Genomic DNA, 14129 nt, shown 5'->3' on the forward strand with positions numbered 1-14129 from the left:
TACGGCATACTCGACGCACATTCACCAAGGGGAACACCATGCGTACAGGCCTGATCATTGTCGGCGTCATCCTCATAGCTGCGGGTATCTGGGTGGTGGCTGGCCATGCCTTCTACCAGGACACCGACACCCTGCTTCAGGTGGGCTCGGCCAAGGTCACCGCGACCCATGACAAGGGCGTACCACAGTGGGTCGGCATCGGCGGTATCGTGATCGGCGCCTTGCTGGCGCTCGGTGGATTCATGCAGAAGCGATGATTCACCGCGAGCAGCTCCTGGAAAACCGCCGCTTTCGCGGCGGTTTTCTTTTGCGCCCACTACAATGGGCACGATGGATGTCTCGTACCTGATCGACCCGCTCAACGAAGCCCAGCGCGAAGCCGTCTGCGCCCCGCCCGGCCACTACCTGGTGCTGGCCGGCGCCGGTTCCGGCAAGACCCGCGTCTTGACCCACCGCATCGGCTGGCTGACACAGGCCGAGGCCGTGCCGCCGTGGGCGATCCTCGCCGTCACCTTCACCAACAAGGCCGCCGGCGAAATGCGCGCGCGACTGGACGCGCTGATTCCCGGCAGCACGCAGGGGCTGACCGTGGGCACGTTCCACGGCATTGCCCATCGGCTTTTGCGCCGACACTGGCGTGATGCGGGGCTGCCGGAAACGTTCCAGATTCTCGATTCCGACGACCAGTTGCGGCTGGTCAAGCGCGTGGTCGCCGGACTGGGCCTGGACGATGCGAAATTTCCGGCGCGCCAAGCCTGCTGGCAGATCAACCACTGGAAGGACGAAGGCAAGCGGCCGGACGGCATCGAACATCGCGACCATCCGGTCACCCACACCTTCGTCAACATCTACAAGGCGTACGAGGATGCCTGTCGCCGCGCTGGCCTGGTCGATTTTGGCGAACTGCTGCTGCGCGCGCACGAGCTCTGGCTGAAGAACCCGGCCGTGCTGGAGCACTACCAGCAACGCTGGCGGCATTTGCTGATCGACGAATTCCAGGACACCAACACGTTGCAGTACGCGTGGATCCGCGTACTCGCTGGCGCCACCGGCAAGGTCTTCGCGGTCGGCGACGACGACCAGTCGATCTACGGCTGGCGCGGCGCCAAGGTCGAGAACATGGCGCAGTTCCTGCGCGATTTCCCCGGTGCACGCACGATCAAGCTGGAGCAGAACTACCGCTCCACCTCGACCATCCTGAAAGCCGCCAACAGCGTGATCCAGCGCAACGGCAGTCGCTTGGGCAAGGAGCTGTGGACGGCCGGCGATGAGGGCGAGCGCATCGCGCTGTACGCCGCCTACAACGAGCAGGACGAAGCCCGCTTCGTGATCGAGCGCATCCGCGAATACATCGACGAACACGGTTCGGCCCGCGACTGCGCGATCCTCTATCGCTCCAACGCGCAGTCGCGCAACTTCGAGGAACAGCTGGTCCAGCGCAGAATCGGCTACCGCGTCTACGGCGGTCAGCGCTTCTTCGAGCGCGCCGAAGTGAAGGATGCGCTCGCCTATCTGCGGCTGACAGCCAATCGGCATGACGACGCCGCGTTCGAGCGCGCGGTGAACACGCCGCCACGCGGTATCGGCGAACGCACCCTCGACGTGCTTCGTCGCCGCGCGCGCGGCGAGAACATCTCGATGTGGGAAGCCTCACTCGGGGAACTGGTCGGCGGCAGCGAACTGGCTGGTCGGGCGAAGAATGCGGTCAAAGCGTTTCTCGCCATGATCGACGAAATGGCGAGCGCGTTCGCGGGAACGGCGAACGGGGCACGGGGAACAGCGGCCGAAGGATCCGGTGAGCCGGACCCTGCTTCTCCCGTTCCCGATCTTTTGACCCTGGCCGAACAGATCGAGCACGCGATCACCCATACCGGCTTGCGCGACTTCTACGAGAAGGACAGCCGCGGCAACGCCGAGTCGCGGGTGGAGAATCTGGACGAACTGATCAACGTGGCCAGCCGCTTCGAGCGCAGCAACGAAGACATCGACGCGGGCATCAGCGAGCTCAACGCGTTCCTGTCCAACGCCACACTGGAAGCGGGTGAGAACCAGGGCGAGGCGTGGGACGACTGCGTGCAGTTGATGACACTGCATTCGGCCAAGGGACTGGAATTCCCGGTGGTTTTCCTGGTCGGCATGGAAGAAGGCCTGTTCCCCAGCCAGCGCTCGGTGGATGACGAAGGCCGGCTGGAAGAAGAACGCCGGCTCGCCTACGTCGGCATCACTCGTGCCCGCGAAAAGCTCGTCGTCAGTCATGCCGAGTCGCGCCGCATGCACGGCACCGAGATGCTGGCGCGGCCCTCCCGCTTCCTCGCCGAGATGCCGGCCGAACTGATCGACGAAGTGCGCCCGCGCGTCAACGTCACCCGGCCGATGTACGCCGGCCGTCCCCGCGAAACCTCATCATCGCTGGAAGAAACACTGCCGGTGCAACTGGGTCAACGGGTCAGCCACCCCAGCTTCGGCGAAGGCGTCGTGGTCAGCGCCGAGGGCAGCGGCGCGCATACGCGGCTGCAGGTCAATTTCCACGAAGCCGGCAGCAAGTGGCTGGTGGCCGCCTACGCGAATCTGACCGTTCTGTAGCAGCCTTTTATTCGCGCAGCCTCGGCATGCCGTGCACATCACGCTCTTCGATCGCGATCGGGTGGGTGTCGGGCTGCATCGGGTTGGCGGATTGCGCCAGTGGCATGACCGCTTCGCCGCGACCGAGTGCCAGTGCGTTGCGATAGCAACGCTGGGCCTGGGCGGCGTCACCCTGCCCGGCAAAGGCTTCGCCGAGTGCTTCCCACGCCGCCGCACTGGGCACGAGCGCGAGGGAACGCTGCAGATATTGATGAGCCTTGCCCCACACCTTCAGCCGCACGCACATGCGGCCAAGCGTGAGCAGCAGCTGGGCGTCGTTCGGATGGGCATCAAGCCAGCCTTCGGCACGACGCAGGCGCGCTTCGACATCGTCGCCGGAAAGGCTGCCGTAGGTTTCGATCAGCAACGGAGACCATTCCCGGCGCAGCGCGGACTCCACTTCGTCCATCGCTGGCAGAACCAGACCGAAGCCGGCCGCTCGCCGCGCATAGGCATCGACCACCGCGGGCACCCGACGCTGCGCCTTCGGCCATTGTGACCACATGGCGTTCAGCGCAGCCCCGTCGGGAGCGGCACCGATGGCAGCGGCCAGCACCTGCGTTTCCAGCGCCGCATAGGCGCGATGGCCGAGCGCGCCGCTTTTCTGCAACGGCGCCAGGGCGTCACGGGCGCGGCGGATGTCGCCGGTCGCCAGCGCAGCCTGCACCAGCTCACGCCAGCCGCCCGGAGTCAGCGTGCCCTTGTCGGCTTCCGGCGCAAGCAGCGCCATCGCTTCGGCCGGCTTGCCGTCGCGACGCAGCACGCGTGCGCGCAGCACGCGGGCCGCCTGCGGCACCGATTGCGCGGCCTGGTCCAGCGCCTCCAGCGCCCGACCGGGCTCACCGCGACGCGAGGCTGCTTCCGCCGAAGCGAGCAGCGCCGGACCGCGCAGACTGTCCAGCCGCGAGGCACGATTGAGATCGCGCTCGGCGTCGCCGTGGCGCCCTTCGATCAGGGCCACCAGGCCTTCGCCAAGGCGCTGCTGACTCAGTCGCCGGTGCCGCCGCGACATCGCGCCAAACGGCCAGCGCAGCAGTCGCCACAAGCTGGTGAGCAGTGCCCACGCCAGCAGCAGGATGACGATCGCGGCCACCACCGTGGTTTCCACTTTCCAGCCACGCAGGCGCAGCAACACGTAGCCAGGATCCTCGGCTACCCAATGCCAGCCGAACGCCGCCAGCGCGGCGGCGACCACCGCCAGCAGGATCCAGTACCAGAGCTTCATGGTTGCGCCTCGGCCGGCGTGGCGCTGCTGCTGGACGAGGCCGGACCCAACGCACGCACCGAGCGCAGGTTGCGCAACTCGGTCAGCGCCGCACCCAGTTGCACCGTCGGCGTGGCCGGCAGTTGGGCCGCGAGTTGTTGCAACGTGGCGCGCGCCTGCTGCACGGCGGGTGCAGCCAGGTCGAACTGGCTGACCAGCGCGGCGTCCGTGCGCTGCAACGCCGCTGTGTAAGCCTTGCTGTCATAGGCCAGCAAGGCCGCTTGCGCCTGGGCCAGATCGAGCGAGGTCAGTTCGCGCGCGAAACGCGCGTCGGCCACCGCCAGCGGCGCGCCATTGTCCCGCTGCACGCTGACCACGCTGGCCAGTGCGCGACGAATGCGCGACCACGCGTCGGTGGCGCCCACCGTGCCCTGGTCCAGCGGCTTCAACGGCAGCGTGGCCAGTGCACCACGCAAGCCGAGCAATTGCTGCAGGGCGGCGGCCTGGCTGGCCGGCTGGCTTTTGACCAGCGCATCGCGCTCGGCGCCGATGCTCTGGCGCAGGCCACTGAAGGCCCCGTCATTGACCGCCGCCAGGGTCTGATCGGCCAGCGCATATGCGGCCGCAGCGCCCTGTGCGTCGTGGAACAAGGTGTAGCGTTCGCTGGCCATGCGCAGCAACGATTCGGTTTCGTCGAGCAGCATGCCGTCGCGGCCGCTCAGGCTCTTCTCGGCAAGCTTGGCCACCGCATCCTCGAGATGCCGCGTGCGCTCGGCCTGGCCAAGCAGTTCCTCACGCAGGGAACGATTGACCTGGGCCGCATCGTCCAGCCGCTGATTCAGGCTGCTGCGCTGCTCCCCCATCGCGGACAAGGTGGTTTCCAGGGTGCCCACGCGCTGGGTCAGGCCGGTGACGCTCTGTGCATCGGCGGCCACACCTTGTTCCTGCTGCCATTGGCGCCAGCCGACATAACCGGCGGCCCCGGCCGCCACCAGCGCCAGCAGCAGCGCCAGCGCCGCCATACCGCCGCCACGCTGGCGCGGTGCGGGACGCGCGAGGGTCGGCCGCGACGGGCGTACCGGCGGTTCAACCCGTACCGTTTTCTCAGGCACCACGGGGTCGGGACGGGCGCCCTCGGGCGCAACGGGCTCGTTCGGCATGTCTTGATTGCTCATGGGCGCATGCTAGCAGCCCATACGGGCGCGTTCGTAGCACATGGATGTGAAGAACGCTCAGTTTGCCGGCATGGCTTGGGCGAGCAGGTCAGCCGCCAGCGCCGAAGCCGCCACGCGGATACGCCGGAAACCGGCGGCTCGCGCCGCCTCCGCCAGGCGTTCGCTGCTGACTACCGCCGTAGCCGCGCACAGGCGCGCCCACGCGGTGGCCGGCAACCCCTGTTGCAGGTTCTGCAGCGCCTCGGCGCTGGACAGCAGCACCCGCGCCGACGCAGGCAACTGCAGCAGCGCCGCCACGTGACGACGATCCAGTCGTGGCGGCGCCCGATGGTAGACGTGCAACTCACGCAGTTGCGCGCCGCGCGCTGCCAGTTGCTCGCGCAAGACGCCGCGTCCGCCAGGCGCGCCGATCAGTGCCACCGAGCGTCCGCGCAAGGCCTGCAGTGCCGGAAGTTCAAGCAGGCCCTCGCTGTCCTGCCGGCGCGGTGCCGCAGCCGTGATGCCGTGCCGGCGCAGCGCGCGCGCGGTGCCCTGACCCACGGCGAGCACCACGGCGGTCGTGCGCAGCGGCAGCAACGCGGCCGCATGACGAACCGCTGCGGGACTGATGAACACGACCACCTCGTCGGCCAGCGCCGCACGCAAGCCCTCACGCGCTGCCGCGACATCCGGCGCCGCGCGCAGCGCCAGGCCCGGCAATCGCAGCGGCACGCCGCCCCGTACCTGCACCCGCCGCACCAGCGCGGACGCGGTACCGACCGGGCGGGTGATCACCACGACCCGGCCGCGCAGGCCGGCAGGTTTCAGAGAGGAAGGGCGCATCGGCGCGCCGCGCTCGGTCACTGTCATGGTCGCAGTGTACCGGTGGGCTTACACTGTCGGGCTTCCCCGCACGCGAATCCCCGATCACGTGAGTACCGTTGAAGCGATACCGGCTGCACAGCAACTGATCCAGTTCATCCGCAACGAGATTCCGCTGGCGCATGCCATGGATCTGGAACTGGCGAGCTGTGGCGATGACCATCTGACCTTGCGCGCCCCGCTGGCGGCCAACGTCAACGACAAGGGTTGCGCCTTTGGCGGCAGTCTGGTCAGCGTGATGACCTTGAGCGGCTGGGCTCTGGTCGAGCTGGCCCTGCGCAAGCGCGAACTGGACTGTGACGTGTTTGTCGCCGAATCCAGCGTGCGCTACCTCGCGCCGCTGTGGGACGATTTCTTCAGCGAGGCGCGGCTGACGGCGGACGCCAACTGGACGACGTTCTTCAGCACGCTGCAATCCCGCGGCCGGGCGCGCATCGCCGTCGACTGCGTGATACCCGGCGAGAACGGCGCACCGGCATGCACCTTGAACGCGCGCTTCGTGGCCAAACGCCGCGATTGAATGGATCCCCTGCGCATCAGGCAGAATGGGCAGGCAATCATCGGGGAGAAAACCACATGCGTCGCATCTTGAGCCTTCTTGTCGTGCTGTCCGTGCTGTTGCTGGCCGGCTGCGCCACCAAGACCCGCAGCGACTCGCTCACCACCACGCTGAAGGCCTTTGGCAGCACGCTGCGCTGGGGCGATTTCCAGAGCGCAACGCAGTTCATGGACCCGAAAACGCGCGCCGCGCATCCGCTGACCCCGCTGCAGCTGGCGCGGTTCCAGCAGGTACGGGTCACCGAATATGACGATGGCGCCGGCCCCGTGCCGACCGGCGACTTCGACGTGCAGCAGACCGCGATGATCAGCCTGGTCAACATCCATACCCAGTCCGAACGCAGCATCGTCGACCACCAGACCTGGCACTACGACGAGGCGACCAAGCACTGGTGGCTGACCAGCGGCCTGCCGGACATCACCCAGGAATAGGGCGGCCGCCCGCGCAGTCCACGGCAACCCCGTATAATCGCCGGTTTACCCGGATCGGTGCGCCTGCGCACGAAGTGGACTGACGATGAACGATTTCCTGCACAAGCTGCCCGAATTTATCGGCAACCATGTGGCCCTGGTGGCGCTGTTCGCGATCCTGCTGGTGGCGTTGATCGTCATGCAGGTCAGCACCTTGTTCAGCAAGGTCAAGGAGTTGAGCCCGGCAGGGCTGACTCACCTGATCAATCGCGAGAGCCCGCTGCTGATCGACCTGTCGGCGATCGCCGAGTTCGAGAAGATGCACGTGCCCGGCGCGAAACACGTGGCCATGAGCCAGTTCGACCCCGAGCACAAGGACCTGGCCAAAGCCAAGGAACTGCCGCTGGTGGTGATGGACAAGGACGGCCGCGGCAATTCGGTGAAGGCCGCGCAGCGGCTGATCAAGGCCGGCTTCAGCAAGGTTCACCGGCTCGATGGCGGCGTGCTGGCATGGCACGCGGCGCAGTTGCCCGTGGCCAAGGGCAGCCGCTGAGCCAGGAGTGAGTGAAGAGGCGTGGGAAAAGAGAGAACAACCTCGCTTGCTCTCACTTCTCACTCCTCCTCGCTCACTTCTAGCAGTCGTGGATGCCGGCGCGCCCGGCGATGATCTGCGCCAGCACGTCCGGCGCGTACTCGAACGAGTCGTAGTAAAGGCGATCTTCCGGCAGTCCCGCGGCGAGAAAGCGCGGGTGCGCGGCATCGATCATTGCCGGCGGCCCGCTCATGTAGAGGTCATGCCCTGACAGATCGGGATGGTCGGCCAGGACCGCTTCGTGCACCAGCCCCGTGCGCAGGCCAGTCGCACCCTCGGCATCGGACACCACGGCGTGAAACGCCAGGTTGGGCCACTCATCGGCCCAGTGCTCGGCCAGTGCGCTCAGATACAAATCCCCTTCCATCCGTGCGCCCCAGTAGAACTGGATGGAGCGACGGGTGCCCAGCGCCATGAAGTGCTCGATGATCGCCTTCACCGGCGCAAAGCCCGTGCCGCCGGCCATGAAGATCATCGGGCGTTCGGAATCCTCGCGCGGCACGAAGGTGCCCAGCGGCCCCTCGACGCGCAGGTGATCACCGATCTTCAACGTGCTGTTGACCCACGAAGTGAAACCGCCGCCAGCCACGTGGCGCACGTGCATTTCGATCATGCCGTCGGCCTGCGGGCCATTGGCGATCGAGAACGGGCGGCGTTTGCCGTCTTCCAGCAACACGTCGATGTACTGGCCGGGCAAACGCTTGAGGCGACGCTCGCCCGGCGCGGGCAACAGGCGCAAGCCGATGACGTCCGGCGCCAGTTGCCATTTTTCGATGACCACCATGCCGAGCTGGCGTCGGGCGATGTCCTCCACCGAGGTCACCTCGCGCGCCTGCAGCAACAAGTCGCTGGCGGGTACCGCCTGACACAGCAACACCGCGTGGTGTGCCTTTTCGTCCGCATTCAGCGCCAGCGGCGGATTGCGCGGGTATTCGCAGCGCCCGTCCAGCAAGGTCGCCTTGCAACTGCCGCAGACGCCGGCGCGACACGAGTAGGGCAAGGCCACGCCGGCCCGTTGCGCCGCTTCCAGCACGGTTTCGCCCGCGGCCACCGAAAACTGGCGGCCGGATGTTTTGAGGGTGACTTTGAACACGCATGCATTGTCGTGGCGATTGGCACGGACAACAATGCGGGCTCGATCTACGGGAATCAACGATGAGCATCTGGAAACAAGCCGCCGACCTGGCCAGCATCAACGCATGGAGCGCCAACACCATGATGGAGACGCTGGGCATCCGCATCACCGCCATCGGCGATGACTGGCTGCAGGGCACCATGCCGGTCGACCATCGCACCCACCAGCCTTACGGTCTGCTGCACGGCGGCGCCTCGGTGGTACTGGCCGAGACCCTGGGCAGCACCGCGGCGATGCTGACGCTGGATCCGAAGAAGGAACTGGCCGTGGGGCTGGACATCAATGCCAACCACATCCGCGGCGTGCGCAGCGGCACCGTCACCGGCACCGCGAAGATGCTGCATATCGGTCGCACCACCCAGGTGTGGGAAATCCGCATCGAAAGCGAGGAAGGATCACTGGTCTGCATCTCGCGCATCACCATGGCGGTGATCGCCGCGCGCGTGATGGCGCCACGTTGAGCATCTCCCACCCCGCCAGGGCAGCCGCTCACCGCAATCCTCTCGCCGGCAAGGAGAAGGGGCACGACCGCGACGCGCGGACGGCTTCATGACCGCTGCGCCGTATGCCAGCCTCACCCCCGACCTGGTGCTCGATGCCGTGAGCGCGTGCGGGTTGTGGCCGGACGGTCGTCTGCTGGCATTGAACAGTTACGAGAACCGGGTATGGCAGGTCGGCCTGGAAGACAGTCAGCCGGTGATCGCGAAGTTCTACCGTCCCGACCGCTGGAGCGATGCGGCGATCATCGAGGAACACACGTTCGCGCAGGAACTGGCCGACGCCGAGCTGCCGGTGGTCGCACCGCTGGTGTTCAACGGGCAGACGCTGTTGCATCACGGCGGCTTCCGCCTTGCGCTGACACCGCGCCGCGGCGGCCGCGCACCGGAACTGGAATCGGCCGACCAACTGCAATGGCTCGGCCGGCTGATCGCGCGCATGCATGTCATCGGCGCACGCCAGCCGTTCGTGCACCGCGGCCGGCTGGATCGAGACACGATGGTGCAGCAGCCGATGCGCGCGGTGCTCGACGCCGCCTTGCTGCCGGCGTCACTGGCGACCAACTATCGCGCTGCCGCCATCCGGCTGGATGCGGCGATCGCCGCGCGGATGGAGGCATTGGGCCCGATTCGTCAGTTGCGCCTGCACGGCGACTGCCATCCCGGCAATGTGCTGTGGACCGACGCCGGCCCGCATTTCGTCGACTTCGACGACGCCCGCACCGGCCCCGCCGTGCAGGATCTGTGGATGCTGGCCAGCGACGAGCGCGCGATGGAAGCCGTCCTCGAGGGCTACCAGCAATTCCGCGATCTCGACCACGCCGAACTGGCACTGATTCCCGCCCTGCGCGCGATGCGCCAGCTGCACTACGCCGGCTGGATCGCCGCCCGCTGGGACGATCCGGCGTTTCCGGCCGCCTTTCCGTTCGCCGCCGAATCACGCTGGTGGGAACAGCACATCGCCGACCTGCACGAATTGGCGGATGAGCTGGAATAGCCGAGACACTACCCGTAGGAGCCCACCCTGTGGGCGATGCTTTTGATCCGGGCAATGGGCAATGCAAGAAGCATCGCCCACAGAGTGGGCTCCTGCCGAGGCCATCCTCCAGCCATTCGCAAGAACTTCCTTCGGCGCGCCCAAGCAGGCATGCTTGGGCGGATATCCTGCTGAGTCTGTCCATGAAACGATCCCGCACCGCCGCCCTGTTGCTGATGAGCACGGCCCCGTTGTTGCTGACCGCCTGCGACCGCAATGAAAGCGCTTCGCGCGAAGGCCTGTACACCTCGGTCGAGGCCTGCGTGGCGCAGACCAACGACAGCGCGACCTGTGGCGAAGCCTTCGCCAAGGCGCAGCAGGAGGCCGTGGCCACCGCCCCGAAGTTTGCCAATCGCGAGGAATGCGAAGCCAGCTACGGCAAGGAAAAATGCGCCGAGCGCACTGACGGCAACAACCATTCGTTCTTCGGGCCGCTGATGACCGGTTTCTTCCTGTCGCAGATGATGCGCAACGGCATGGCCGGCAGCGCCTTCAACAGCGCACCGGCGTTCCGCGACAGCAACGGCGGCTGGCAGCGTCCGGCGGCGGGCGCCAGTGGTGGCGTCTACCGTGGCGGCACCGCCGGCACCGGCATGGTACCGATCAATGCCACGCCGAACCGTGCGGTCACCACCAGCCGGGCGGGTTTCGGCCGCTCCAGCGGCAGCCGCGGCTTCGGCAGCTGATGCGCCGCATCGCACTGGCCGAGCGCGCCGACTGGCGCGCGAAGGCGGCTGACTGCGGTTTCGGTTTCCACACCATCGACGATGCGCCGTACTGGGATGAATCGGCCTACTACGCGTTCACCCTGCGCGAGATCGAGCACGACATCGAGTCGCCCAGCGAAGAACTGCACGCGATGGCGATGGACATGGTGGAGAAGATCGTGGGCAGCGAGCAGCACATGCAGCAGCTGGCCATTCCCGAACCGTATCGGGACTGGATCGCGCAAAGCTGGCGCGATCGCCAGCCGCACCTGTACGGCCGGATGGATTTCGCCTACGACGGCACCGGTCCGGCCAAACTCTACGAGTTGAACTACGACACGCCGACCTCGCTGTTCGAGGCCGCGTTCTTCCAGTGGCAGTGGCTGGAAGACCAGCTCGCGCGCGGCCAGCTCCCCGCCGGCAGCGACCAGTTCAATTCGATTTACGAAACCCTGGTGGAAGCGTTCGGCACCATCGCGCGCGGCATCGCGCGGCCGTTCCACTTCGCCGCCGTGCGCGACTCGACCGAGGATCAGGGGACGATCGCCTACCTGCGCGATTGCGCCGTGCAGGCCGGCATCGAGTGCGGCACGCTGGCGATCGAGGACATCGGCATCTCCGAGGACGGCCGCTTCACCGATCTGGACGACAACGTGATCGGCGCGCTGTTCAAGCTGTACCCGCTGGAAGACCTGTTCCGCGAATCCTTCGGTCCGTATCTGCCGCGCTCCGGCCTGCAGCTGATCGAGCCGCCGTGGAAGGCGCTGCTCAGCAACAAGGGGATCCTGCCGCTGCTGTGGGATGCCCATCGCGGCCATCCCAATTTGCTGCCTGCAGAATTCGATACCGGCGGTGAACTGCCACGCGGCTGGGTGCGCAAACCACTGCATTCGCGCGAAGGCGCCAACATTGCGATGCACCTGGATGACGGCCGCGAACTGCGCACCGACGGTCCCTACGACGGACCGTGCATCCGCCAGGCCTGCCATCCGCTGACCAGTTTCGACGGCCACTACCCGCTGATCGGCAGCTGGGTGGTCGGCGACCGCGCCTGCGGCATCGGCATCCGCGAGGACAGCTCACTGGTCACCCAGGACAGCGCCCGCTTCGTGCCGCACGCCATCGTCGAGGAAGCACGCGGCGTGCTGATCGCCTAAGCTTGCGCTTTTTCCGCAAGGGCCTCGCATGCGCACTGTTCTGTTCCGCCTGATCGGCGTCCTCGAAATCGCCGGCGGCTTCTACGGCGTGGCCACGATGCTGCATCGGCTGCTGCCGTTCGGCGCGCACGACAGCCTGATCGCCCTGCTCGCACTGGCGCTGTACGGTTTCGTGCTGGCCGCCGGCATCCAGCTCATTGCCGGCAGCGAACACGGCGTGCGCATGTCGCGCTGGGCGCAACTGTTGCAGCTGCCGTTACTCGCCCTGCCCGTCTTCAGCTACGGCCTGCACTGCGGCGCGTTCGTCAACGTGTTCGCCACCTTGCAGGCGACGCCGCGACTGGGGCTGGACTGGCACCTCGGCTCGCAGGGTTTCATCCTGGCCGTGGCCGGACCGTCGGTATCCCGAGTGGGCATCAATCTGTTGGCGCTATTGTCGTGGCTGGTGCTACGGCTGCGCTGAAATCCTCACGCAACAACCCAGGGAGTCGACCATGGCACGTCCCAACTACATCGAATTGCCGGCCAGCGACATCGCGGCGGCCAAGGCGTTCTACAGCCAGGCCTTTGGCTGGGAGCTGACCGACTTCGGTCCCAGTTACGCCGCCACCATGACCGGTGATGTCGACATCGGCCTGCAGGCTGATCCTGCCGAAGCTACTCGCGCACCGCTGCCAGTGATTGCCGTGGACGACCTCGAGGCGGCTTTGCTTGCCGTGACTGCCGCCGGGGCGAGTGTCGTCCGGCCCATTTTCGCTTTCCCGGGTGGCCGCCGTTTCCAGTTCCTCGATCCGCACGGCAATGAACTGGCGGTCGTGCAGGCCGACTGAGTACCCTCATTTACTCACGCGCAGGGGGGGCACCGTCCGCCGCCTCCGCTCCCAGCCGCGACACGAGAGCGGCGGGCGGCGCCCGCCCTACTGTCGCCGGCGGGATTGGGGTTCCCACCAGTTATCATGCGCGGATGAATACTCCTGCCGCGCTCCCCATCATCCGCCTGAAATCCGACCGCAGCCCCGGCCACCCGTGGGTGTGGTCGGCGCAGATCTACAAGCCGGAATCCAAGCTGCCACCGGGCAGCGTGGTCGAGGTGCAGGATGCGAAGGGTCGCTTTGTTGGTCGCGCGTTCTGGAACGGCCACGCACGCATCGCGCTGCGCCTGCTGGATACGCGTCCCGAAGCCGGCATCGACGCCGAATGGATTGCCACGCGCATCGACCGCGCCGTGCAACTGCGCCGCGACTGGCTGCAGCTCGATCAGGTCAGCGATGCCTGGCGCGTGGTGCACAGCGAAGGCGATGACCTGTCCGGCCTGATCGTCGATCGCTACGCCGACACGCTGATCATCGAATACTTTGCCGCCGGCATGTGGAAGTTCCGCGAGGCGATCCACGCCGCGCTGCTCACCCACTTCCCCGGCACGCAGCTGTACTGGTTCGCCGAAACGCATGTGCAGAAGCAGGAATCGTTCGACGTGCGCAGTCCCGATGTTCCGGCACCGTTCGAAGTGCACGAGCACGGCCTGCGCTTCCACGCCGCACCGGGCTCGGGCCACAAGACCGGTTTCTTCGCCGACCAGCGCGACAACCGCAAGCGTTTCGCCGAACTGGCCAGGGGCCGTCGCGTACTCGACCTGTGCTGCAACGCCGGCGGTTTCGCCGTGCATGCAATGGCCGCCGGTGCGCGCGAAGCGGTCGGCGTGGATCTGGACGCGGGCATCCTCGAAGTCGCCCGCGCGAACGCCGCCGCCAACAACGTCGCGGTGACCTTCGAGCAGTCCGACATCTTCGACTGGGTACGCGCGGCGGTGGCTCGCGGCGAGCGCTACGACGCGGTGATCCTCGATCCGGCCAAGCTCACCCGCGACCGCAACAAGGTGATGGACGCGCTGAAAAAGTACTTCGCGATGAACCGCATGGCGCTGGACATCATCCCGCCCGGCGGCCTGCTGCTGACCTGCTCGTGCACCGGCCTGGTCGGCGAAGGGGAGTTCCTGGAAATGCTGCGCCGGGTCGCGCTGAACGCGGGCCGCGAGATCCAGGTGCTGGAAGTGCGTGGCGCCGGTGCCGACCACCCGTTCCGCACCGACGTGCCGGAAGGACGCTATCTGAAGGCGGTGTTTTGCCGGGTGGATTGAGGCTCACATCGGCTTGACCCATGGCGCGTGCACCATC

General features: G+C 66.8%; 16 protein-coding genes. 12 read left to right on the plus strand and 4 right to left on the minus strand.

Annotated features, from left to right (window positions below; translation table 11 throughout):
* The first annotated feature begins 38 nt into the window (after window positions 1–38).
* Complete coding sequence (locus tag ACVWWQ_RS14100; protein WP_133951607.1) at window positions 39–257, plus strand: hypothetical protein; 219 nt, start codon at window positions 39–41, stop codon at window positions 255–257.
* Window positions 258–330: 73 nt separating this feature from the next.
* The gene (locus tag ACVWWQ_RS14105) at window positions 331–2583 is read left to right on the plus strand and encodes a 3'-5' exonuclease (protein ID WP_133951609.1); all 2253 of its coding nucleotides are present in this window, start codon (window positions 331–333) and stop codon (window positions 2581–2583) included.
* A 7-nt stretch (window positions 2584–2590) separates the two neighbouring features.
* On the opposite strand, the gene ACVWWQ_RS14110 is transcribed toward ACVWWQ_RS14105, so the two are convergent.
* Genes ACVWWQ_RS14110 through ACVWWQ_RS14120 form a run of 3 tightly spaced genes read right to left on the minus strand, consistent with a single transcriptional unit; the run spans window position 2591 to window position 5823 of the window.
* Window positions 2591–3847, minus strand: a complete 1257-nt coding sequence (locus ACVWWQ_RS14110) for a heme biosynthesis HemY N-terminal domain-containing protein (RefSeq protein WP_133951611.1) — start codon at window positions 3845–3847, stop codon at window positions 2591–2593.
* Window positions 3844–5001, minus strand: coding sequence for a uroporphyrinogen-III C-methyltransferase (locus tag ACVWWQ_RS14115; protein ID WP_133951613.1), 1158 nt, complete (start codon window positions 4999–5001; stop codon window positions 3844–3846). Before ACVWWQ_RS14115 ends, ACVWWQ_RS14110 begins: the two co-directional genes overlap by 4 nt.
* A gap of 57 nt (window positions 5002–5058) precedes the next feature.
* A complete protein-coding gene (locus tag ACVWWQ_RS14120; RefSeq protein WP_457383440.1) occupies window positions 5059–5823 on the minus strand; it encodes a uroporphyrinogen-III synthase in 765 nt (254 codons plus the stop codon).
* 88 nt (window positions 5824–5911) lie between these two features.
* Here ACVWWQ_RS14120 and ACVWWQ_RS14125 point away from each other — a divergent pair, with 88 nt between their 5' ends.
* The 3 genes from ACVWWQ_RS14125 (at window position 5912) to ACVWWQ_RS14135 (ending at window position 7384) form a co-directional block, all read left to right on the plus strand.
* Complete coding sequence (locus ACVWWQ_RS14125) at window positions 5912–6382, plus strand: YiiD C-terminal domain-containing protein (RefSeq protein ID WP_099654354.1); 471 nt, start codon at window positions 5912–5914, stop codon at window positions 6380–6382.
* A 56-nt stretch (window positions 6383–6438) separates the two neighbouring features.
* Entirely contained in the window at window positions 6439–6852 is a 414-nt protein-coding gene (locus tag ACVWWQ_RS14130; RefSeq protein ID WP_133951619.1) for a hypothetical protein, read from the plus strand.
* An 85-nt stretch (window positions 6853–6937) separates the two neighbouring features.
* Entirely contained in the window at window positions 6938–7384 is a 447-nt protein-coding gene (locus tag ACVWWQ_RS14135; protein ID WP_099654356.1) for a rhodanese-like domain-containing protein, read from the plus strand.
* 79 nt (window positions 7385–7463) lie between these two features.
* Here ACVWWQ_RS14135 and ACVWWQ_RS14140 read toward each other — a convergent pair whose 3' ends face one another.
* Window positions 7464–8516, minus strand: coding sequence for a 2Fe-2S iron-sulfur cluster-binding protein (locus tag ACVWWQ_RS14140; RefSeq protein WP_133951621.1), 1053 nt, complete (start codon window positions 8514–8516; stop codon window positions 7464–7466).
* Window positions 8517–8578: 62 nt separating this feature from the next.
* On the opposite strand from ACVWWQ_RS14140, the gene ACVWWQ_RS14145 reads away from it, so the two are divergent.
* The 7 genes from ACVWWQ_RS14145 to ACVWWQ_RS14175 all read left to right on the plus strand — a co-directional run bounded on the left by ACVWWQ_RS14145 (window position 8579) and on the right by ACVWWQ_RS14175 (window position 14092).
* The gene (locus ACVWWQ_RS14145) at window positions 8579–9019 is read left to right on the plus strand and encodes a hotdog fold thioesterase (protein WP_133951624.1); all 441 of its coding nucleotides are present in this window, start codon (window positions 8579–8581) and stop codon (window positions 9017–9019) included.
* Between the two features lie 88 nt (window positions 9020–9107).
* Window positions 9108–10052 (plus strand): serine/threonine protein kinase, encoded by a 945-nt coding sequence (locus ACVWWQ_RS14150; RefSeq protein ID WP_133951626.1) that lies wholly within the window; start codon window positions 9108–9110, stop codon window positions 10050–10052.
* 182 nt (window positions 10053–10234) lie between these two features.
* A complete protein-coding gene (locus tag ACVWWQ_RS14155; RefSeq protein ID WP_099654360.1) occupies window positions 10235–10777 on the plus strand; it encodes a DUF1190 domain-containing protein in 543 nt (180 codons plus the stop codon).
* Window positions 10777–11955 (plus strand): glutathionylspermidine synthase family protein, encoded by a 1179-nt coding sequence (locus ACVWWQ_RS14160; RefSeq protein WP_133951628.1) that lies wholly within the window; start codon window positions 10777–10779, stop codon window positions 11953–11955. The genes ACVWWQ_RS14155 and ACVWWQ_RS14160 overlap by 1 nt, the downstream gene beginning before the upstream one ends.
* A 28-nt stretch (window positions 11956–11983) precedes the next feature.
* Window positions 11984–12418, plus strand: a complete 435-nt coding sequence (locus ACVWWQ_RS14165; protein ID WP_099654362.1) for a hypothetical protein — start codon at window positions 11984–11986, stop codon at window positions 12416–12418.
* A 31-nt stretch (window positions 12419–12449) separates the two neighbouring features.
* Complete coding sequence (locus tag ACVWWQ_RS14170) at window positions 12450–12785, plus strand: VOC family protein (protein ID WP_133951630.1); 336 nt, start codon at window positions 12450–12452, stop codon at window positions 12783–12785.
* A 134-nt stretch (window positions 12786–12919) separates the two neighbouring features.
* Window positions 12920–14092: a class I SAM-dependent rRNA methyltransferase gene (locus tag ACVWWQ_RS14175; protein ID WP_133951632.1), complete on the plus strand. Its 1173-nt coding sequence runs from the start codon at window positions 12920–12922 to the stop codon at window positions 14090–14092.
* The last annotated feature ends 37 nt before the right edge of the window (window positions 14093–14129 follow it).

The sequence above is a fragment of the Rhodanobacter sp. TND4EL1 genome (assembly GCF_054061035.1).